This is a genomic window from Serratia sp. C2(1), from assembly GCF_036352655.1.
Taxonomy (GTDB): Bacteria; Pseudomonadota; Gammaproteobacteria; order Enterobacterales; family Enterobacteriaceae; genus Serratia; species Serratia inhibens.
This window is the reverse complement of sequence record NZ_JAZFBA010000001.1, coordinates 760,820-780,016: the sequence shown is the minus strand read 5'-3', so window position 1 is coordinate 780,016 and position 19,197 is coordinate 760,820. Positions and strand designations below refer to the sequence as shown.

At 54.7% G+C, this 19,197-nt stretch carries 18 protein-coding genes, 1 tRNA gene and 1 pseudogene; 11 read left to right on the top strand and 9 right to left on the bottom strand.

Annotated features, from left to right (window positions below):
* The first annotated feature begins 249 nt into the window (after window positions 1-249).
* Window positions 250-1,710: an AMP nucleosidase gene (locus tag V2S86_RS03590; RefSeq protein ID WP_330761259.1), complete on the top strand. Its 1,461-nt coding sequence runs from the start codon at window positions 250-252 to the stop codon at window positions 1,708-1,710.
* 42 nt (window positions 1,711-1,752) lie between these two features.
* On the opposite strand, the gene nac is transcribed toward V2S86_RS03590, so the two are convergent.
* Window positions 1,753-2,676, bottom strand: coding sequence for a nitrogen assimilation transcriptional regulator NAC (gene nac / locus V2S86_RS03585; RefSeq protein ID WP_330761258.1), 924 nt, complete (start codon window positions 2,674-2,676; stop codon window positions 1,753-1,755).
* Window positions 2,677-3,027: 351 nt separating this feature from the next.
* On the opposite strand from nac, the gene V2S86_RS03580 reads away from it, so the two are divergent.
* Window positions 3,028-3,103 (top strand) — tRNA-Asn (locus V2S86_RS03580).
* A 237-nt stretch (window positions 3,104-3,340) separates the two neighbouring features.
* Here V2S86_RS03580 and V2S86_RS03575 read toward each other — a convergent pair.
* Entirely contained in the window at window positions 3,341-4,300 is a 960-nt protein-coding gene (locus V2S86_RS03575; protein ID WP_330761257.1) for a quinone oxidoreductase family protein, read from the bottom strand.
* Window positions 4,301-4,449: 149 nt separating this feature from the next.
* On the bottom strand, window positions 4,450-4,839 hold the full coding sequence (locus V2S86_RS03570; RefSeq protein WP_330761256.1) for a RidA family protein: 390 nt from the start codon (window positions 4,837-4,839) through the stop codon (window positions 4,450-4,452).
* 141 nt (window positions 4,840-4,980) lie between these two features.
* On the opposite strand from V2S86_RS03570, the gene V2S86_RS03565 reads away from it, so the two are divergent.
* The 3 genes from V2S86_RS03565 (at window position 4,981) to V2S86_RS03555 (ending at window position 8,574) form a co-directional block, all read left to right on the top strand.
* Window positions 4,981-5,901, top strand: a complete 921-nt coding sequence (locus V2S86_RS03565) for a LysR family transcriptional regulator (protein ID WP_330761255.1) — start codon at window positions 4,981-4,983, stop codon at window positions 5,899-5,901.
* A 397-nt stretch (window positions 5,902-6,298) separates the two neighbouring features.
* Entirely contained in the window at window positions 6,299-7,228 is a 930-nt protein-coding gene (locus tag V2S86_RS03560) for a LysR family transcriptional regulator (protein WP_330761254.1), read from the top strand.
* 173 nt (window positions 7,229-7,401) lie between these two features.
* The gene (locus V2S86_RS03555; RefSeq protein ID WP_330761253.1) at window positions 7,402-8,574 is read left to right on the top strand and encodes an MFS transporter; all 1,173 of its coding nucleotides are present in this window, start codon (window positions 7,402-7,404) and stop codon (window positions 8,572-8,574) included.
* An 805-nt stretch (window positions 8,575-9,379) separates the two neighbouring features.
* On the opposite strand, the gene V2S86_RS03550 is transcribed toward V2S86_RS03555, so the two are convergent.
* Window positions 9,380-10,135, bottom strand: coding sequence for an SDR family oxidoreductase (locus V2S86_RS03550; RefSeq protein WP_330761252.1), 756 nt, complete (start codon window positions 10,133-10,135; stop codon window positions 9,380-9,382).
* Window positions 10,136-10,252: 117 nt separating this feature from the next.
* Here V2S86_RS03550 and V2S86_RS03545 point away from each other — a divergent pair, with 117 nt between their 5' ends.
* Window positions 10,253-10,849 carry a TetR/AcrR family transcriptional regulator gene (locus tag V2S86_RS03545; protein WP_330761251.1) on the top strand — a complete coding sequence of 199 codons (597 nt, stop codon included), beginning with the start codon at window positions 10,253-10,255 and terminating at the stop codon, window positions 10,847-10,849.
* Window positions 10,850-11,105: 256 nt separating this feature from the next.
* On the opposite strand, the pseudogene V2S86_RS03540 reads toward V2S86_RS03545, so the two are convergent.
* Window positions 11,106-11,525, bottom strand: a pseudogene (locus V2S86_RS03540) (IS30 family transposase); the annotation flags it as partial.
* Window positions 11,526-11,709: 184 nt separating this feature from the next.
* Here V2S86_RS03540 and V2S86_RS03535 point away from each other — a divergent pair.
* Window positions 11,710-12,066, top strand: a complete 357-nt coding sequence (locus tag V2S86_RS03535; protein WP_330761250.1) for a MarR family transcriptional regulator — start codon at window positions 11,710-11,712, stop codon at window positions 12,064-12,066.
* A gap of 30 nt (window positions 12,067-12,096) precedes the next feature.
* Window positions 12,097-12,831 carry an NADPH-dependent F420 reductase gene (locus V2S86_RS03530; protein ID WP_330761249.1) on the top strand — a complete coding sequence of 245 codons (735 nt, stop codon included), beginning with the start codon at window positions 12,097-12,099 and terminating at the stop codon, window positions 12,829-12,831.
* A gap of 215 nt (window positions 12,832-13,046) precedes the next feature.
* Here the strand turns inward: V2S86_RS03530 and V2S86_RS03525 are convergent, their stop codons facing one another.
* On the bottom strand, window positions 13,047-13,421 hold the full coding sequence (locus V2S86_RS03525; RefSeq protein WP_330761248.1) for a winged helix-turn-helix transcriptional regulator: 375 nt from the start codon (window positions 13,419-13,421) through the stop codon (window positions 13,047-13,049).
* Between the two features lie 103 nt (window positions 13,422-13,524).
* Here V2S86_RS03525 and V2S86_RS03520 point away from each other — a divergent pair, with 103 nt between their 5' ends.
* Window positions 13,525-14,643 (top strand): NADH:flavin oxidoreductase, encoded by a 1,119-nt coding sequence (locus V2S86_RS03520; RefSeq protein ID WP_330761247.1) that lies wholly within the window; start codon window positions 13,525-13,527, stop codon window positions 14,641-14,643.
* Between the two features lie 97 nt (window positions 14,644-14,740).
* Here the strand turns inward: V2S86_RS03520 and V2S86_RS03515 are convergent, their stop codons facing one another.
* Window positions 14,741-15,520, bottom strand: coding sequence for an SDR family oxidoreductase (locus V2S86_RS03515; protein ID WP_330763149.1), 780 nt, complete (start codon window positions 15,518-15,520; stop codon window positions 14,741-14,743).
* The gene (locus tag V2S86_RS03510) at window positions 15,520-15,846 is read right to left on the bottom strand and encodes a nuclear transport factor 2 family protein (RefSeq protein WP_330761246.1); all 327 of its coding nucleotides are present in this window, start codon (window positions 15,844-15,846) and stop codon (window positions 15,520-15,522) included. Before V2S86_RS03510 ends, V2S86_RS03515 begins: the two co-directional genes overlap by 1 nt.
* 90 nt (window positions 15,847-15,936) lie before the next feature.
* Here V2S86_RS03510 and V2S86_RS03505 point away from each other — a divergent pair, with 90 nt between their 5' ends.
* Window positions 15,937-16,263 carry a winged helix-turn-helix transcriptional regulator gene (locus tag V2S86_RS03505; RefSeq protein WP_330763148.1) on the top strand — a complete coding sequence of 109 codons (327 nt, stop codon included), beginning with the start codon at window positions 15,937-15,939 and terminating at the stop codon, window positions 16,261-16,263.
* Window positions 16,264-16,513: 250 nt separating this feature from the next.
* Here V2S86_RS03505 and V2S86_RS03500 read toward each other — a convergent pair whose 3' ends face one another.
* Window positions 16,514-17,716, bottom strand: coding sequence for an MFS transporter (locus V2S86_RS03500; RefSeq protein WP_330761245.1), 1,203 nt, complete (start codon window positions 17,714-17,716; stop codon window positions 16,514-16,516).
* 63 nt (window positions 17,717-17,779) lie between these two features.
* Here V2S86_RS03500 and V2S86_RS03495 point away from each other — a divergent pair, with 63 nt between their 5' ends.
* Window positions 17,780-18,802: an AraC family transcriptional regulator gene (locus tag V2S86_RS03495; protein WP_330761244.1), complete on the top strand. Its 1,023-nt coding sequence runs from the start codon at window positions 17,780-17,782 to the stop codon at window positions 18,800-18,802.
* Window positions 18,803-19,197: the final 395 nt, after the last annotated feature.

The window sequence follows — 19,197 nt, the reverse complement described above, 5'->3', positions numbered from 1 at the left end:
TGCGCTTTGAAAAAGATCCGAGATATTTTGGCAAAGCTTTTGCGCTCATCTTCGGCTAACCTGTTGCGGTGAATTGCTATAACCAAAATAGTTGGCGTTACCTCAAGGCAGCAAGAGCGTGAATCCCCAAGAGCTTACTCAAGTCAGTGACTGGGGTGAACGCGCGCAGCTAACGCGGATGTAACGTCAAATATGAAGGGTATACCCGCATGTATCCCGCCGCAGGGCCGGGAGAATCCAGGAGAGAGAATGAGTAGTCACCAATCCGGCACCGGCCTCACCCCCGCTCAGGCGATCGACCAGTTGGAAGCGCTGTATGACGCCTCTGTTACCGCGCTGCGCCAGGCGGTGGGCGATTTTATCAGCCACGGCCACGTGCCCGACATACAAACCCGCGCCGCTGGGCTGTTCGTCTACCCCGAGCTGCGCGTAAGTTGGGACGGCCAAAAAACCGGCCAGAGCAAAACCCGCGCTTTCGGCCGTTTTACCCATACCGGCCGCTACACCACCACCATTACCCGCCCGCAGCTGTTTCGCAGCTATTTGGCCGAGCAACTGGCGATGCTGGAGCACGACTACGCCGCCCATATCGAAGTGGCGCCTTCGCAGCAGGAGATCCCTTTTCCGTATGTGATTGACGGCTCTAACCTGATGCTGGATCGCTCGATGAGCGCCAGCCTCGCACAGCATTTCCCCACCACCGAGCTGGCGCAAATCGGCGATGAAACCGCCGACGGCCTGTTCAACGCCACCAGCACCTTCCCGCTGTCGCACTTCGACGCACTGCGGGCCGATTTTTCGCTGGCGCGGCTGCGGCACTATACCGGCACCCCGGTGGAGCATTTCCAGCCCTTCGTGCTGTTCACCAACTACACCCGCTATGTGGATGAATTTGTCCGCTGGGCCTGCGCCGAGATAGCCAACCCGGACAGCCCTTATATTGCGCTGTCCAGCGCCGGCGGCATCTACATCACGCCGGAAACCACCGCGCCGGAACAGGCGGTGTCCGATCTGGCCTGGAAAAACCACCAGATGCCGGCCTACCACCTGATTTCACGCAACGGCCAGGGCATTACGCTGATCAACATCGGTGTCGGCCCGTCCAACGCCAAAACCATTTGCGACCATCTGGCAGTGCTGCGCCCCAGCGCCTGGCTGATGATTGGCCACTGCGGCGGGCTGCGCGAAAGCCAGTCGATTGGCGATTACGTGCTGGCCCACGCCTACCTGCGTGACGATCACGTGCTGGACGCGGTGCTGCCGCCGGATATCCCGATACCGAGCATCGCCGAAGTGCAACGCGCGCTGTATGACGCCACCAAAATGGTCAGCGGCATGCCGGGCGAAGAGGTGAAACAGCGCCTGCGTACCGGCACCGTGGTGACCACGGACGATCGCAACTGGGAGCTGCGCTACTCCGCTTCGGCGCTGCGCTTTAACCTCAGCCGCGCGGTGGCGGTGGATATGGAAAGCGCCACCATCGCGGCGCAGGGTTATCGCTTCCGGGTGCCTTACGGCACGCTGCTGTGCGTTTCCGACAAGCCGCTGCACGGTGAGATCAAGCTGCCGGGCCAGGCCAACCGCTTCTATGAGGGGGCGATCTCGGAACACCTGCAGATAGGCATTTGCGCCATCGATCTGTTGCGCGCCGAAGGCGACAAGCTGCATTCGCGCAAGCTGCGCACCTTCAACGAGCCGCCGTTCCGCTAACCTGCCTTTCAGGCCCACCGCGCGTGGGCCTTTTTAAATGCCTTATTGCACCAACGCCAGCGTGCGTTTTTCCTGGCTGCGGTCAACGGCAATCGACAGCAAGATATCCTTCACCACCAACGCCGGTGCGGAAAGCGATTGCTGGCTGGAAATGCACAATGAAAGCGGCACGCTCAGCGCCGGGGCGGCGATACGCGCCATCCATGCCTTGGCCGGGCCAATCATCGCCCGTGCAACGGATTCCGGCAGAATGGTCGCGCCCAGCCCGCTGGCGATGGCCGCGCTCAGCGTACTTGGGGATTCGATTTCGCCAATCACGTTGGCGGCCAATTTGCGCAGCGCCATCGCTTCGTCGACCTGCGTGCGTACCACATCGCCTTCGCGCGGCAGGAACAGATTCAGCCGTGCCACGTCCAATAGATCGACGCTGTTACCGGGGCTTGGTACCGCACGCGTCGCCACCAGATACAGATCTTCCTTCATCAGCGCCGTGGCCTGCAGGCCGTCGGGCATTTTAGCGCCGTAGATCACCGCCATATCCAGACTCTGGCTCGCCACCTGCCCGGCCAGCATCGAACCTATGTTCTCGTTCAGGCTGAGTACAATCCCGGGATGACGGTCACGCACCGCCTGCAACAACGGCAACGCCAGTTGCGCAGCCATGCTGCCCGGCGCCAGCCCGACGGAAACCTGCCCGCTCACCGCCTGGCCTGCGCCGATGACCGCGCTTTGCGCCTGTTCGCACTGGCGCAGAATGGTTTGGGCGTGGGCATAAAGAATATTGCCGGCCTCGGTGGGCAGCACGCCGCGCTTGGTGCGGATCAGCAATTGTTGCTTCAGCTCCCCTTCCAGCGTCGCCAACTGTTGGCTGAGTGCGGGCTGCGCGATATGCAGCACCTCCGCCGCCTGGGTCAGGCTGCCGATATCGACGATTTTCACGAAATATTTTAGACGTCTGAGATTCATATTGCCTCCGTCGAGCCGCTGAACTGCGTATGGCAAAGCCATGTTGACAACAGATTTGCAAAATCCGGGCCAGCGTAACGGAATAAGAGAAAGCGCTTACTAATAGGCGGAAAAATAAGAAAAAATGATATTTGCGCGACCTGACGCCGCCCTGCAACCGGCGGCCGGTGACGCAGGTTTGCACCACCATAAGGCATCTCGCGGCCCGCCGTGGGCCGTTGTGCAGCGCTGCACCCATAAAAGCGATAAAAAGCAGCAGGTTGAATAATCTTGCAGCAAACGGAACGGCGAGACGTTTTCACGCTTTACAAGCCCGGGCCGCGCCGCTATTATTCGCCCCGTTCACACGATTCCTCTGTAGTTCAGTCGGTAGAACGGCGGACTGTTAATCCGTATGTCACTGGTTCGAGTCCAGTCAGAGGAGCCAAATTAAAGAAGCCCGCTCAGGGAAACCCGAGCGGGCTTTTTGCTTTTTGGCGTTTTTGACCGGCGGTTATGAGCGAAGATCGGACCTTAAAAGGTTGAAATACGCTAGGCAAAGTCGCTACTTTTAGACGCATCAATAATTCAGGATTTCCTTTTGCCCCACCCCTGACATCTGAACTTAGCCTTGATACCAGAACCCAGTAATTAGCCCAGCGCACTCATACTGGTCAAACGCGCCTCATGGCTTCATAACGATGCGGCCAAGCGGTTTCGCTGTCTCGGCGAATTCGTGGGCCGCGGCAGCGTTGGTCAGGGAGAAGATGCGGTCAATGACAACCCTGATGCGCCCTGCCGCCACAGCCTGCAACATGTCGTCCACACTTGCCCGAACTCCGGGCCTTTCAAAAAGGGGCCCCATAAATACCCCCATGAGTGTTTGGTTAGACTGCATTGGCGGCCACAAGTCGACAGTCAGGCTACCACCGCCCGAATTACCGACGAAGACGAGACGTCCTTCCGGAGCGAGTGCAGAAAGCGACGCAGGCAACGTCGTCCCCACCGGATCGATGACGAGGTCAACACCGGTGCCATCGGTGTACTGTCGGACACTGTCCACGACGTTATTCTCTGCACGATCCACGACATGATCGGCACCCAGTTCAAGCAACCGGCCTCTTCGCTGCGTTCCGCTTGCCACGGCGATGACCGTCGCGCCTGCTTGTGAGGCAAGCTGAACGGCTGCGAGCCCCACGCCACCCGCTGCTGCCTGAATAAGGACGGCTTCTCCCTGCCGGAGCATGCCTCGTGTGAAAAGGCAATGATGCGCGGTTCCAAAAGAAATCGGCAACACAGCCGCTTCTGCCATATCCACCCCATCGGGTATAAGCCAGGTTCGTTCCGCGGGCACAGCCCAACGTTCCGCATGTGATCCCTGCATGTTAAAAGCGGCGACTCTGTCCCCAACCCTACGGCTACTGACTTTCGATCCGACCGCAATAACTGTGCCCGCGGCCGCGTAGCCGACGATCCATGAAGGATGAGGCGGCGGAGTTGAACGGCGGTTGATCAGATCCCCACCTTCAATCGAGATAGCCTCGACAGAAATCAGGATGTCGTCAGCCCCTGTGACCGGATCTGGGATATCGACATATTTCAGGACGCCGGGAGCGCCTTCCACGTCATAAACCGCTGCTTTCATAAATTTTCCTTTGTCTCATCAGTAAATCCGGCCCCGTCCGGCAAACCATCCCGATCCGGCATATAGCACGTCAGAAATCTCTCTGTTGCCTCTACAGGCAGCGCGGGCTGCCCCGTTGAATTTTCGACGGGCGGAAAGACCCGTAACGCTTAGGGCAGCCTGGCAATCACCTTAATCTCAAACTTGAATCCGTAAAGCCACGTCACGCCGATCCCGGTCAACGTAGGGTAAGGCGCTTCCCCCCAATATTCTGGCAGGATACTCCAGATAGCATCGAGGTTTGACTCGGGATCGACGACAAAGAGGGTAACGTCAACCACGTCACCGAACGTGCAGCCCGCAGCCGTGAGAACAGCATTAAGGTTATCGAATGCCAGCCTGATCTGCGCTTTTAGATCGTGCTCAGGCGAACCATCCTCGCGGCTACCCACCTGCCCCGAAACAAACAAGAAGCCGTTAGATTTGATGGCCGGTGAATACCGATTGCGCTCATAGAGCGCCTGCCGACCGAAGGGAAAAACTGCTTCGCGTGCTGTCATGTTTGTACCTTTGCAATGGGGCGAAATCTACCCGGTGAACATCAAGACACTTTACAGGTGCCAGATCGGGTGGATAAACAAGCGACTTTGTTCATCATTGTTTGTAAAATCCAAACAATCGGTGAAAAGAGAGGATAAGGAATGGATCGTTTCGATGCGATGCGCGCCTTTGCTCGCGTGGTGGAGGCAGGTAGCTTCACAAAGGCTGCCCAAACGCTTCATATGAGCAAAACTACGGTGACACAGCTCATTCAGCAGTTGGAAGCGCGGCTGCGCGTCAAGTTACTCCACCGCACCACCCGCAAGCTCGGTGTGACTCCCGATGGCGCGGTCTACTACGAACGCGTCATCCGCCTGCTGGCGGACATGGAAGATGCTGAAAACAGCCTGTCCAGTGCGGCGATTACGCCCAGGGGACGGCTACGGGTGGATGTGCCCAGTCCGTTGGCCCGCTTTGTGCTGGTGCCGGCGCTACCGGCGTTCCACGCGCGCTACCCTGATATCCAGTTCGACATGGGCGTGAGTGACCGGGTGGTGGATCTGATCGGCGACAATGTGGATTGCGTCCTGCGCGGTGGCGAAATCAACGACCTGTCCCTAATCGCACGCCATGTCGGCGATTTGCAAATCGGCGTCTACGTCGCCCCCAGTTATGTGGAACGCCTTGGCGTCCCTGCGCACCCGCGAGAGCTGGAAAACACTGACCATCGCATAGTGGGATTCATGTCCTCACGCACCGGCAAGGTTGATCCTCTGGTGCTGCGTAGTGAAAGTGAACATATTGAAATCACGGGCAACTATGTACTTGCCGTGGATGATGGCAATGCTTACCTCGAAGCTGGGCTAGCCGGGTTAGGCGTGATTGCGCTGCCAGTCTATATGGCGGCAGCACATCAGGCTTGTGGCTCCTTGATTCCGCTGTTTGAACATTGGCGTATTAATCCAATGCCCCTGTACCTGGCATTTCCGCCGAACCGCCATGTCAACGCCAAACTGCGAGTTTTTATTGATTGGATCGTTGACTTGATGCGGCAGCATGTCCCCCATTCCAACAATAAGTAACCACATCCCAGCCATTCGCTCATCAGCGTCGATTGGTGGTCATTCTGGTGGTCTTGACAGCAAGGAGACTCCGATTTGGCTTAAATATTAGCCAGCCACTGGCAAAGGCGATCCCAGTCAGTACAGCCAAATTAGAGAAGCCCGCTCAGGGAAACCCGAGCGGGCTTTTTGCTTTGGTGTGATTGGTGAATCTCTGACAGACTCAAATTTGTTCCGGTAACCAAGTTAGTCATGTCGGCTTCTGGCACTAAGCCGACCAGTTGAACTCACAGCGAGAAGCGAACTTACAGCTCATGAGGTTCCCGGTGGTTGTCGGTGCTTAATTAACATCGGACTTAAGCCTGGTGTAGAATTAGACATCGATAAACCCGTTCTTGGTCATCAGTGAGCCAACTTTATGTCTACCGGATTTACAGCAGAATCCCTGAGGGGAATCACCAATTTTGTTATCACGGCAAAATCGAACAGTTTTACTGAAGCAGCAGAACAGCTGGGCATTACAAAATCTGCCGTGGGCAAAAGCGTGGCGCGGCTTGAGGAACGACTGGGAACCCGTCTGTTTCATCGCTCCACTCGTAAACTCAGCCTGACCAGTGACGGAGAAGCTTATCTCACGAGTTGCTTGTCGGCGCTTGAGATTCTCGACTCTGCCGAAAACACCCTCAGCAGGCGTCAGGACAACCCGGCAGGCACGGTCCGTATCGATATGCCGGCCTCATTTGGCCGTAATCTTATGATGCCGGTACTGCTTGATATTACGCGTCGCTTTCCGGCCCTGCGTCTGGCCCTGACCTTTAACGATCGGCTGATTGACCCGGTCGAGGAAGGCGTTGATCTGGTTCTGCGCCTGGGAGAGTTGCAGAGCACAGATGAGCTGATTGCCCGTCGCCTGAGCCATCAGCGGCTTTTGTTGTGCGCAGCACCCGCCTACCTTGAGCAACATGGGGTACCGACCGACACCGAGATGCTGAAAAAACACTGCTGTATTATGGGCTACAGGCGAGGAGCCCCGCTTGCCTGGCGGTTCAGGCCAGCCGATGAGCGAGAAATACGCTTCATATCCGCCGCCGCGCATCAGATCAGCGACGGCGACGCCATGCTAATGGCCTGCCTGGCAGGCGCGGGGATTGCACAGTTTCCGGAATCAATGGTGAACGGCCACCTGGATGCAGGCACTCTGGTGACGTTGATGGCAGATCATACCCCCGTGCCGGTTGAACTGAACGTCGTCTGGCCCCGCACAAGGCACCTCATTCCCAAAGTCCGACTTATTGTTGACGAACTGCTCAGAAAAGCCGCAGAAGGACATTTCGGCCCATTGAGGTAGAATTTTTGTCAACATTGAGACGATATTCGGGATGTTTATCTCCTCTCAGTAAACAACTACCCTGTCCGAAATGCTGATATTGTGGTTTGTGAGCCGGCTCTTTTATCGGTGCCGGCTTACATTCCAGAGCAGCTTAAACGTAAAAACACGCTTTTACTGACAGGATATAAGTTATGCCATTCGCTCTCTGGGCGCTGGCGATAGGTGCATTCGGTATCGGTACAACCGAATTCATCATCGCCGGCCTGCTTCCCGTTATTGCCGCTGATTTCAACATCACTATTCCCGTTGCCGGTAATCTGGCTACCGCCTATGCACTGGGTGTCTTCGTTGGTGCCCCCGCCCTTATTATTCTGGGGGCCAGGGTGCCGCGTAAGGCTATGTTGGTTTTTCTGATGTTACTGTTTATAGCCGGTAATCTCGTTACCGCCTTCGCCCCGACGCTGGGCATGGCGATTATGGGCAGAATAATCACATCCATGACCCACGGCGCATTTTTTGGAATCGGTTCGATCATCGCGGCCGATATGGTTACGCCATCTAAACGCGTAAGGGCAATTGCGTTCATGTTTATGGGGCTGACGGTAGCCAACCTTATCGGCGTACCAGCCGGCACCTGGGTTGGGCAGCATCTTTCATGGCGTGATGCCTTTATAGCGATTGCTGCAATTGGGGTCATTACAGTGATCAGTATCGGCATGCTAATTCCGCATCAGCCGCGCCCACAGAATCACGACTTCGAACATGAGTTTAACGCCTTCAGAAACGTTAACGTGCTGCTGGCAATGGGCATTACCGTTTTCGGCCCCGGCGCTTTCTTCACGTCCATCACTTATATCGCCCCGATGATGACGGAGCTTGCCGGGTACAGCGAAAGCAGCCTCGCCTGGCTGATGCTGCTTTTCGGGTTGGGGCTTTTTGTTGGTAATCAGTTGGGCGGACGCTATGCTGACCGCGCCCTTATGCCAATGCTTTACATCACGCTGGCTGCTCAGGCCGTGGTGTTACTGGTATTTAATTTTACTGCTCATAGCCAGATAATGTCGGCAATCTGCATTTTCCTGATGGCAGCATTTGGATTTGCGACAGTATCGCCGATTCAGAAACTGGTGATGGATAAAGCGCGAGCGGCAGGTGCGCCAACGCTGGCCGCTGCCGTTAACATCGGCCTTTTCAACCTCGGCAATGCTGTCGGTGCCTGGCTTGGCGGAGTGGTGATCACCGCAGGCTTTGGCCTTCAATCACCTAACTGGGCTGGCGCGGTGCTTTCAGTTATTGCGCTGATATTGGCCGTATTATCCGGTCTGACTGACAAGACCGGGCATGCGGCGGAAGTGCATTATTAGAAAAGCCCGCTCAGGGAAACCTGAGCGGGCTTTTTGCTTTTCCGTTTGGGAAAAGTGACATGTTCTTCAGCTTGGCGTTTCGGCTCGAAAGCCTGATGGCAGGCACCCCAGCGTCGCTTTCACGTTGTCCGTTCTGCACGTGACAGGGCACGCTTGCCATCTTGCTCATTGCTTGCCATCGGGAAACATGCATCCGCCATTGCGAACCAGCGCCTTCACCTCTTCGCTCACTTCCACAGGGTTTCGGCTTAATCGATCAACCCACTCCTTGCGGTGCAGCACGTACGACTTCGAATCGTGCTTCGCGCTCCAAAGGACGATGTGGCCCAGACGCTAGAGTCGCTCGGTCTGATGATGATTGGCCTGGCAAAGAATGGAGCCGGCAGTTGGGACATCGCCATGAAAGTCGATATCGGCTGAACCAGACACCGGATCTTCACCAACAGATCAACAACGTATCCGATGAGATCGAACCCGATCCCATGTAAGGGAAATGGAGAGATTTCGATGAGCACACAAGAGAATATCCAGATTGTGAGGATGCATTTACAGCAATCGGCCGCGCGATATACAAGGTCTGCTGGCGTTGTCTGCCGAAGGTATTGAGTGAATCATTCCGGAAGAGATGTATATCCAGACATTCGCAGCAATGACTGCTGCATATTTTGGGAATATTTCGTGCGCCATGTGCGCACGAAATTACCAGCGAATACGGCTCTATACGCCAACCGCCCAGCCGGCAATGCCATTGAACAGCATGCTATCGCTGTATCGCACAGCCGATTCGCTTTGCGACGAACGCCCCTCAGTCCGGGGCCTTCCACGCAGAAAGCATTTCAAGGGCGTTGTCGTAGTTACCGGTAGCCTCGGCAGTGCGTAAAAATTTGGCGCGTTCAACAATGATTTCATTAGGCGCGAGTTCTGCATGCAAAAGGTCGAGCGTCTCATTAAGGAAGTCTTCCAGCGGCATGGCATGCTCGTCACTTTCCTGACCAAACAACGTGGTTTGCACACCCGGGGGCGCTAACTCAATTACGCGTACGGAAGTGTCGGCGAGTTGAACACGCAAGCCTTCGGTGAAAGCATGAACAGCCGCCTTGGTGGCGCTGTAGGTCATGGCTATCGGGAACGGAACAAACGCTAATGAGGAGCTGACGTTGATGATGACGCTATCGTTCTTTTGAGTGAGTTGAGGCAAAAACGCATAAGTCATGCGGATAGTGCCCAAAAGATTAATCTCTATAGTCTCTTGCGCAATCTTCACAGAATCCGGATCCAAAACATTTTCGCTCAACATAATGCCTGCGTTGTTGATGACGACGTTCAGGTTAGGGTAACGTGCTGCCACGAGTTCGCTCGCCTGGATAATAGACTTGGCATCGGCAACGTCGAGTTCAATGGCCTCTATACCGGGATAATCGATTGTGATCTGCTCAAGTAAAGCCTTGCGTCGGCCTGCTACAATGACCTTATTGCCTGCCTGATGAAAGCGCACCGCAAGGCCCAGCCCTATACCCGAGGTGGAACCGGTGATGAGGATCGTATTACCTGAGGTTTTCATATGTTTCTCCGGGTTGGTGAAAAAGGTAGAATGCTAAACGGACAACTATCCGTTAAAACCAAACTTAACGGACAACTATCCGTTTAGCAAGTTTTAAACTTTTGGACAGGAGGACTGGTGACACAGCAACAAAAGATGGAGCGCCCTGCACGCGCTGACGCACAGCAAAATCGCGAACGTATTCTGTCGGTTGCGCTTCAGGAGTTGACCCTTTCCGCAGACGTGCCACTCAGCGCGATCGCGAAGAAGGCAGGCGTAGGGCAAGCCACTTTTTATCGTCACTTTCCGTCACGGGAGATTTTAGTGATGGAGGTTTATCGCCATGAGATGTTGCAGGTCACAAAGTTTGCAGAGCACTTGCTTCAGACCCTCCCGCCCGACCAGGCATTACGGGAGTGGATAAATCGCCTTGCCGAGTACGCGATAACCAAAGCTGGCCTGGCAAATGCCATTCGCGAGGTGTCACTCACGCGGGACTGTCAGGAAAAAGCGGGCTATGCCCCTGTGATCGCTGCGGCTCAATTGCTACTCGATGCAAATAAGGAAGCCGGAACCCTCCACACCGGGGTTACCACTGACGACTTCTTCCTTGCCATTGCGGGTATATGGCAGCTTGATTTTAATGACGAGTGGCAACCGCAGCTAACCTGGCTCATAGACATCGTTATGGCGGGACTGCGCGCGGAGGCGCCGCGACGCACGGTTTCTAAGTAGAGAACAATCAAAGCGTACATGCAGGATAGTGGTGAAACCGCCGAAGTATCCCGGGGTGTTTGAACAATAATTGCCTCGCCTTTTCATTATTTTTTAAGCCTGGTATTGATTGATATTTGCAATACGTGGATCTGGTTAAAAACATCAGGCGCAAAGGCGTTCTTATTTGCCGGGATTACTGCATGCTCCTCACGGCAGGGTAGTCTTTGTAGTTAAGTCCTGGTCGCACATAGCGCTGGCTAAGAGCTGTGAGTTCAACCGATGGATGCAACCGCTCTGCGGGTGATTCATAGTCTAGCGTTTTTCTCGGCCTTTCGTTGAGCTGCCTGGCAACACTGTTAAGTCTTTGCTGGTTGTGAACCTTGGTTCCTTTTGGAAAATATTGTCTGAGCAATCTGTTCGTATTTTCATTTGAGCCACGTTGCCAGGGAGATTGGGGATCACAGAAATAAATCTGAATGTCTGTCGCTACAGTAAATCGGGTGTGGCTGGTCATTTCAGCCCCACGCTCCCATGTTAATGTTTTATAAAGCTCAACAAGTAATCCCCGGGCTTGTTTGATGAGTGTAGATATAACAGTTATGGTCTTGTTGTCCCTGATTTTGGCCAGCATAACAAAGCGGGAATGGTGTTCTACGAGGGTGACGATATAGGAGTTTTTCGAGCCCTGGATCAGGGCTACCGCACAAATTCACCAGCGCTCGTACTTCCCCTAGCCGATAAAGTAATTTAGTATTTTATCTGTTGCACTAGATAATCAACAACAAGATAACTGGACGGGTATGAAAACACAGGCACGCCGAGAAATCGGCACACAGCTTTCGTTTGCACTCTATGGTGCGGCCAGCCGGATGAACCGAATGCATAAACCTTTTCTGGATCCGCTGGGTCTCACCTTCCCTCAGTACCTGGTGATGCTGGAGTTGTTTAATGAAACGCCCCGCACCGTCGGCGAGCTCGGAAGCAAACTCGGCATGGACACAGGAACCATCACCCCGGTACTTAAGCGTCTCGAGGCCGCCGGGCGGATCCGCCGTACCCGTGACCACACTGATGAAAGACGGGTGCTGATTACCCTGACGGATGAAGGCAAGGCGCTGCAGGACGATCTCTGGCGCACCACCGATAACATCAAATCAGCCTGCCAGTTATCGGACTCCAAGCTGGAAGAACTTCGTGACACCCTGAATGATTTTGCACATCCGGCTAACCGTTAATCGTCTACGACTCAGATACGGAGGTATTAAATGAAAATTGGCATCATTGGCGCCGGGAATATAGGCGCAACGCTAGCGCGTAAACTTTCAAGCCAGGGGCACGCGGTCAAACTGACCAACTCAAGAGGCCCGGACACGATTGCGGATCTGGCTCAAGAAGTGGGTGCGATTGCGGTTGAACGTCAGGAAGCGGTTAACGATGTGGACGTCATCATCCTCTCCACGCCGTTTGACAAACATGCAGAATTGGCGGGGCTGTTAACTGGCGTACCTGAAAACGTGGTTGTCATCGATACCTCTAATTACTATCCCTTCCGCGATGGCGATATCGCCGACATCAATAATGGAAAACCGGAGAGCGTCTTTGCCAGTGAAGTGCTTAAACGGCCTCTGATTAAGGCCTGGAATGCCGTTCTGGCGGCCACTCTGGCAGAAAAAGGTGTCGCCGCCGGTTCTGAATCCCGTTTCGCTATTCCGGTTGCCGGCGACAGCCTTAGCGCAAAAGCCATTGCGCTGGCGCTGGTTAATCAGACTGGCTTCGATGCCGTTGATGCCGGCACCCTGAACGAATCATGGCGGCAGCAACCCGGCACACCGGCGTACTGCACAGAGCTGAAAACCGATGAGCTTAACCTTGCCTTGCAGGCGGCAGATAAAGCGCGAGCGCCTCTGAACCGGGACGCATTAATCAATGAGTTCATGGCTGCCGGCGATCAACTCACGCACGATGTCATCATTGCGCGCAACCGGGCAGTAACGGCTTAACTCTTCACCACAGGAGTTTGGTATCACTCAGCAGTCATGCTGAGAATCGCCCAAGACTTCATAGAAAAGCCGCTTTCGCGGCTTTGAGTTCCTGGTTCTGCCCCCTTTATTCTGGGGTGTTGCCGACCTATCTTCAGGTACCCTGTTCGCTACCCGACATGAGCCGTTCAAGATACAGGGTTACACCGTCGGGATAGTGCCGCCCCCGCCCTTTTTCACTTCATCCCGGCAGCCTGGTCAAACTGCAGTCTGGCTGCTTCGACTTCAGGCAATTTATCGAGCGTCCATAGGTGCAGTTCACGAAAGGGTTTCTGCAAGGTTCGGCCCAATTGCGTAATTTCGTATTGCACGGCCACAGGCGAGAAAGAGATAACCTGTCGCGAGATCAGCCCATTACGCTCCAGCCGTCGCAAGCATTGCGTCAGCGCCTTTTGTGAAACCCCCTCAAGACGACGTCTGATGGCGTTGAAGCGCTGTGGTTCTTCATCAACTACAGCCAGAACCATCATCGACCATTTGTCTGCGATTTGATCGAACAATGCCCGACTTGGGCAGTCCGACGAGAAGCACTGTGGGTGTAAAGTCAGCATGCGGGGTTTCCTTTGGTATACCTAGGCTACTCAAGGTGCCTAATTGACATCAGGTATACAAAATATACCTAATATAGCTCCCAACACAATGGAGTTAATTCGTATGTCTCAAAATACATCCAGTATTCTTTTCAGTCCTTTTTCCGTGCGTTCTCTTCAAGTGAAAAACCGGATCGTAATGGCACCCATGACACGACTTTTCGCACCGGACGGCATACCGGGAGAAGCAAATGCGGCCTACTACCGGCGTCGTGCGGAGGGAGGCGTAGGTCTGATCCTTTCGGAGGGCACCGTCGTTGATCGCCCGGCGTCACGAAACGATTCCGGCATCCCTTTTTTCCACGGAGAAACGGCACTGGCTGGCTGGAAAAACGTGATTGACGCCGTACATCATGCGGGTGGCCGCATGGCACCACAGATCTGGCACACAGGTGCAGCGCGTTATATCAACGGCTGGGAACCGGATGCCCCAGTGGAAAGCCCGTCAGGTTTTGATGCGCCCGGAGACCCGCGCGGCGTGGCAATGAATGAAGAAGATATCGCTGATACCGTTTCGGCGTTCGTAAAGGCGGCGGCAGATGCCAAACGTCTGGGCTTCGACACGGTAGAAATCCATGGCGCTCATGGATTTTTGATCGACCAGTTCTTCTGGGCCGGTACTAACCTGCGTACCGATCGCTACGGTGGCCCCACCATCAAAGAACGTACGCGCTTTGCCAGTGAGATTGTCTCTGCTGTACGTCATGCCGTCGGTCCTGATTTTCCGATTATCATGCGTGTTAGCCAATGGAAGCAGCAGGACTACGGGGTACGCATTGCCGAAACCCCGGCGATGATGGAAGCATGGTTATTGCCGCTGGTTGAGGCCGGCGTCGACATTCTGCACTGTTCGCAACGCCGCTTCTGGGAGCCGGAATTCCCTGAGATTGACGGTGAAAACGGCCTGAACTGTGCGGGTTGGGCGAAAAAAGTGACCGGAGCCGCGACGATTAGCGTGGGTTCAGTTGGCCTGGATAACGATGTTACCCATGCTTTCGCCGGAAAGGGATCGGCTCCTGCGAGCCTGGAGCGACTCATTGAGCGCATGGAGCGTGAAGAGTTTGATCTCATCGCTGTAGGTCGCGCCCTGCTGAGCGATCCGGACTGGGTGACGAAAGTGGAAGATGACAACTACGCCGCGTTGAACGGGTTTAATCCGGCATCGCTGGCTGAATTGGCTTAAGGCTGCACGGCGGGCGTTTCAAGTCTATGCATAAGGCGGCCCCTGTAAATCGGGGCCGTCTGGAGAATGATAATATCGGTTTGTAAGCGATACAGGATTACACCGTCGGGATGGTGCCGCCATCTATCACATATTCGGTACCGGTGATGGTGGCTGCATAAGATGACGCGAGGAAGGCAATGAGATTCGCCACCTCAATGGGCTTTGACGGACGCCCCAGCGGAATGCCACCGAGGGCATTCATGATGATCTGCTTGCCGCCTTCGTAATCCGTTCCCGCCTGCTGCGCCAGCCGTTCCGCCAGTGCCACCGAAGCTTCGGTTTCGATCCAGCCGGGCGCAACGCGCACCACCCGAACCCCTTTCGGCGAGACCTCTTTCGACAGGCTTTTGCTGTACGCTGACAGCGCCGCTTTAGCCGCCGCATAGCCGGTGGTCGATTCCGGTAACGGCAGTTCACGCTGGATAGAAGTGACGTGAATGATCACCCCGCTCCCCTGCGCCAGCATCCCTGGCAACAGCGCACGATCCAGGCGTACTGCGGGCAACAGATTGAGATTGAGTTCCTGCTGCCACTCCTCTTCGCCCAACGCCGCAAAGCCACCGCCGGGTGCGGTAGAACCGCCCGCCACATGAACGATGACGTCGACCCCGCCCAGGTGCGCCTGAACGGCTTCCGCCACTGAGGCACAGCCTTTGACCGTGGTCAGGTCCGCCGCCACGAAGGCATCTGCGATACATTCCGTGGGCGCGTGTCGCGCAGTGGTTAACACCCGGGCGCCCTGCTGTTTTAACAGCCCGACGACCGCCTTACCGACGCCTTTGGTACCCGCGGTAACCAGCACGCGTTTACCCTGGAAATCAAGATCCAACGACATCATAGAATCTCCAGGGTGTTGATCTTGTCGCCGACCAGGCCGAAAGCATGCTTAAGCACTACCGGGCTGCCGGGAAAGTTACCGACGACGTTCGAAATGACCGTCACCCGGCCGCCTTCGGCAAGAACCTGAATCGGCTCAACGCTGTAGTCAAACGTGGCCTGCGCGGCACGTTGCCATGCCTCGATCGCTGCGTGCCCCTGATGGGTTTTACCTTCGTCGATCACGACGGCATCGGCGGTAAAACACTGCTTAACGCCGGCGATATCGGCACCATTACTGATCGAGAAATAGGTAGAAATAGCCTGCGGTAGTGATAATGACATGGCTCTGTACTCCCGTTATTTACAGTACGGATATCTTCAACATAGACTGTGAAATTGACAAGTACGCACGAAAAAGTGAGTGACTGAATGGTGAGTAAGTTACATAGCCCGGAATCGGCCGCAAGCGGCGTGGAGCAGGTCCTGCGGCTGCTGGAAGGCCGCTGGAAATTAATCATTCTTTTTCATCTGTTCGACGGGAAAGTACAGCGCTATTCCGATTTTGAAAAACTGATCCCCGGCATTTCGCAAAAAATGCTGGCGCAGCAACTGCGACAGTTGGAAGCCGACGAGATCGTGTCGCGGACGGTGTATCCCCAGGTGCCGCCGAAAGTGGAATATCGGCTCACTGAATGGGGGCAAGCGCTGTGCCCTGCTCTCGATGCCATGCTGAAATGGGCGGAAAAACGCGAGGTTTAACCGGCCCGAAAGCTGAGCCGATGGAGTACAGAGATTGCCGAGGTCGCCAGAGTGAGCTGTACCCCGTTGACTGGCTTTGTCGACGTCCGCTCCTGGCACTAAGCGGGCACGCATGTCAGGTCCACTATGAGCAACTACCACTAGTGGACAACAAATAGAGCGGAAAGGGGGTAGGAAATCTCGCTGTTTTTTCAGGCCAGCCATCTGGTTCAGCTGGCCTTCATTTGAAACCTTGTTATATGGGAAGTGGTCAGGTCAGTGCGACCCTCACCTTTAGTCCAATAACGAGCGTGGCAAAAAGCATTATGCAACCAGCGGTGATGAAAACACCTGTTACACCGCTGAAACCAAAGAGTAAACCTCCCAACGCAGCACCAGCAGCAATCGAGGACTGAACGGCTGCGACTACCATGCCACCAGCGGTTTCAGCCTGATCGGGAACGGAACGCGCTACCCAGTTTGACCACGCAACGGGTACGCCACCAAATGCCATCCCCCACAACGCGACGAATAACATCAATCCCTTTTCCTCTAGTGGCAGCAAAATCATGCTTAATGCCGCTAAACCGACAAGCGCTGGCATGAGTATCAGGGTAAGACGCAGGCTTCTCTCCATCAGCCACCCGGCCAGCAACGTACCGATAAAATTAGCGCCGCCAAATCCAAGCAGTATCAAAGACAAACGATCCACATCAAGTTGGACAATATTTTCAAGAGCCGGACGAATATAGGTGAACAGCGCATACTGACCAGTATGGGCAATCACACACCCCGTCATTCCCATCGCAATGCCTGGGCGGCGGAGTAAATCCATGACAGATGCTGTTATCATCATTCTACGCGGAGCCATTCCAGGAAGGGTAAACAACTGGAAGAGCAGTGTCAGCACGCCTACTGCGGTTGCAGCGATAAAAGCACTACGCCAGCCATAAAGCCCACCTAAATAGCTCCCCAGCGGGATCGAAACCACGGTACCGACAGCAATACCGCTAAAAATAACGGAGAGAGCACGCGGGACGCTTTTAGCAGGGACCAGCCGCATAGCTACGGCAGCAGCCATACTCCAGAAGCCTCCCAGCGCGATGCCTAGCAAAATGCGCATGACTAACAGAACAGCCAGACTGGATGAAAGTGCGACAAGCAGGTTGGAGGCAATCATCAGCACGGTAAAACCGAGCAAAACATTTCGGCGATCATAATTACGCGTCAGATGGGGAACCATCAGACCAGCAAACAGGGCCACCACAGCCGTTACCGTCACTGCCTGACCAGCAAGAGCTTCTGTCACACCGAGATCGGCGGCCATGGGTGTCAACAGGCTGGCAGGAAGATATTCTGCAGTCAGCAAGCCAAACACGCCCATAGTCAGTGAAATAACGGCCATCCATGCGGATTCTTTGGGTTCTGAACTATTCAAACTAGCGGATACAGCTTCAGTTGCTTCATTTCTCATAACACACTCTTCTTGGAGAAAAAATTACAACGCCAAGTCTAGGGTTGAGCAGCTGGACGATCTATGATGCCATATCCTGATTTTTTACCCGAAACTCCGATTATGCATGTGAATAAACATTTTGCCCTGTCATCCGAGCTCATCAGTGAACTGCTGCTGGAAATGCGCCTGCGTGGCGTGCAGTATCGCCGTTTACAGACTGGCTCTGAGTTTGGCATAGGTTTTAGCAACAGACCGGGACATGCCTATTTTCATTACATCGCTGTGGGTACTGCTCTGCTGCGCGCGCACGACGGTACGTTGCACGAACTGAAAGCCGGAAGCATGGTATTCATGCCGCAGGGTGAGGAGCATCAGCTTTTATCGGAGGCCAGCTGTTCATTTCAACATATCGACACGTTAGGCTCTGCTCCTTTAGGCGAGGCCGTCAGCGGAATCAATACTTGCCCGAGTTCGCATCCGACACCCAGCACGGTTCTGTTTTATGGCTGTATGGAGTTCGATCTCGGTGGAATGCAGGGGCTTGGTAAACTGATGCCGCAAGCCATAGTGGTTGAGGCAAATGAACAGATCTATCCGGGGCTGGTTCCCATTCTGGGCGCGATGAAATTTGAAATCTGTTCCGGACGCGCTGGCTTCGCGGGCATTCTGGCACGCCTCGCCGAAGTGGCGGCTGCCATGATTGTGCGTGGATGGATCGAAAACGGCAGCGAGAACGCCGCTGGCCTGATCGCTGCGTTACGTGATCCACGACTTGCCCGTGCTATTCTGGCCATTCATCGCGATACGAGTCGGGAGTGGTCTGTTGCTGAGCTTGCTGCCCAGTCGCATGTGTCACGTTCTGTTTTTGCTGAACGCTTCAAATCAATCATCGGCATATCTCCCCTGCGCTATGCAAGGGAGGTGCGAATGCGCATCGCAAGTCAATGGATTATTCACGATAAGATCTCAATTGATACCGTTGCTCTACGCCTCGGGTATGCCTCACAGGCAGCGTTTAGCAGAGCTTTTAAGCGCATCAATGGATATCCGCCGGGCGCTTTGCGTCAGCGACCCGCGAGAGGCGTTAATACAGTAAATGAGTGAATGTAATCTTTATCATTTGCTGGATTCACTGGAGGCCGCTCTCAACATTAAAAACTGAGCGGAAACGGGTTTCATCACCAAAGTATCGCAATTTCCGTAATGTCCGCTCCTGGCACGAAGCGGACAGACTCGAGGCCGCATGACGTCTGCCAAGAGAGAAGTGGATCTCGCTAACATCCGGTTGGATTAGTAAAAAAGTAGAGGTAAATCTCTACAATGTGAGTGAAATTCAAGCCACGCCCTTCTGAGCCATGAAGGTGCCCCCCCATATCTTTGAACCTTACCACCCGGTCTGTTCAGTTAGCCGCTTCCGCCCCCATGCATCCCCGCTGTAAATCTTGCAGGCCAGGGCTTCTGCAACAAGGCCGCGCAGGACGATCGGTCACATCATGAAG

Coding starts and splice junctions, on each gene's coding strand:
- V2S86_RS03590 (WP_330761259.1), top strand. CDS start 250: ATGAGTAGTCACCAATCCGGCACCGGCCTCACCCCCGCTCAGGCGATC.
- V2S86_RS03560 (WP_330761254.1), top strand. CDS start 6,299: ATGTCTACCGGATTTACAGCAGAATCCCTGAGGGGAATCACCAATTTT.
- V2S86_RS03525 (WP_330761248.1), bottom strand. CDS start 13,421: ATGCTGACTTTACACCCACAGTGCTTCTCGTCGGACTGCCCAAGTCGG.
- V2S86_RS03520 (WP_330761247.1), top strand. CDS start 13,525: ATGTCTCAAAATACATCCAGTATTCTTTTCAGTCCTTTTTCCGTGCGT.
- V2S86_RS03570 (WP_330761256.1), bottom strand. CDS start 4,839: ATGACAGCACGCGAAGCAGTTTTTCCCTTCGGTCGGCAGGCGCTCTAT.
- V2S86_RS03500 (WP_330761245.1), bottom strand. CDS start 17,716: ATGAGAAATGAAGCAACTGAAGCTGTATCCGCTAGTTTGAATAGTTCA.
- V2S86_RS03575 (WP_330761257.1), bottom strand. CDS start 4,300: ATGAAAGCAGCGGTTTATGACGTGGAAGGCGCTCCCGGCGTCCTGAAA.
- V2S86_RS03550 (WP_330761252.1), bottom strand. CDS start 10,135: ATGAAAACCTCAGGTAATACGATCCTCATCACCGGTTCCACCTCGGGT.
- V2S86_RS03530 (WP_330761249.1), top strand. CDS start 12,097: ATGAAAATTGGCATCATTGGCGCCGGGAATATAGGCGCAACGCTAGCG.
- V2S86_RS03565 (WP_330761255.1), top strand. CDS start 4,981: ATGGATCGTTTCGATGCGATGCGCGCCTTTGCTCGCGTGGTGGAGGCA.
- V2S86_RS03535 (WP_330761250.1), top strand. CDS start 11,710: ATGCATAAACCTTTTCTGGATCCGCTGGGTCTCACCTTCCCTCAGTAC.
- V2S86_RS03495 (WP_330761244.1), top strand. CDS start 17,780: ATGATGCCATATCCTGATTTTTTACCCGAAACTCCGATTATGCATGTG.
- V2S86_RS03510 (WP_330761246.1), bottom strand. CDS start 15,846: ATGTCATTATCACTACCGCAGGCTATTTCTACCTATTTCTCGATCAGT.
- V2S86_RS03555 (WP_330761253.1), top strand. CDS start 7,402: ATGCCATTCGCTCTCTGGGCGCTGGCGATAGGTGCATTCGGTATCGGT.
- nac (WP_330761258.1), bottom strand. CDS start 2,676: ATGAATCTCAGACGTCTAAAATATTTCGTGAAAATCGTCGATATCGGC.
- V2S86_RS03515 (WP_330763149.1), bottom strand. CDS start 15,520: ATGTCGTTGGATCTTGATTTCCAGGGTAAACGCGTGCTGGTTACCGCG.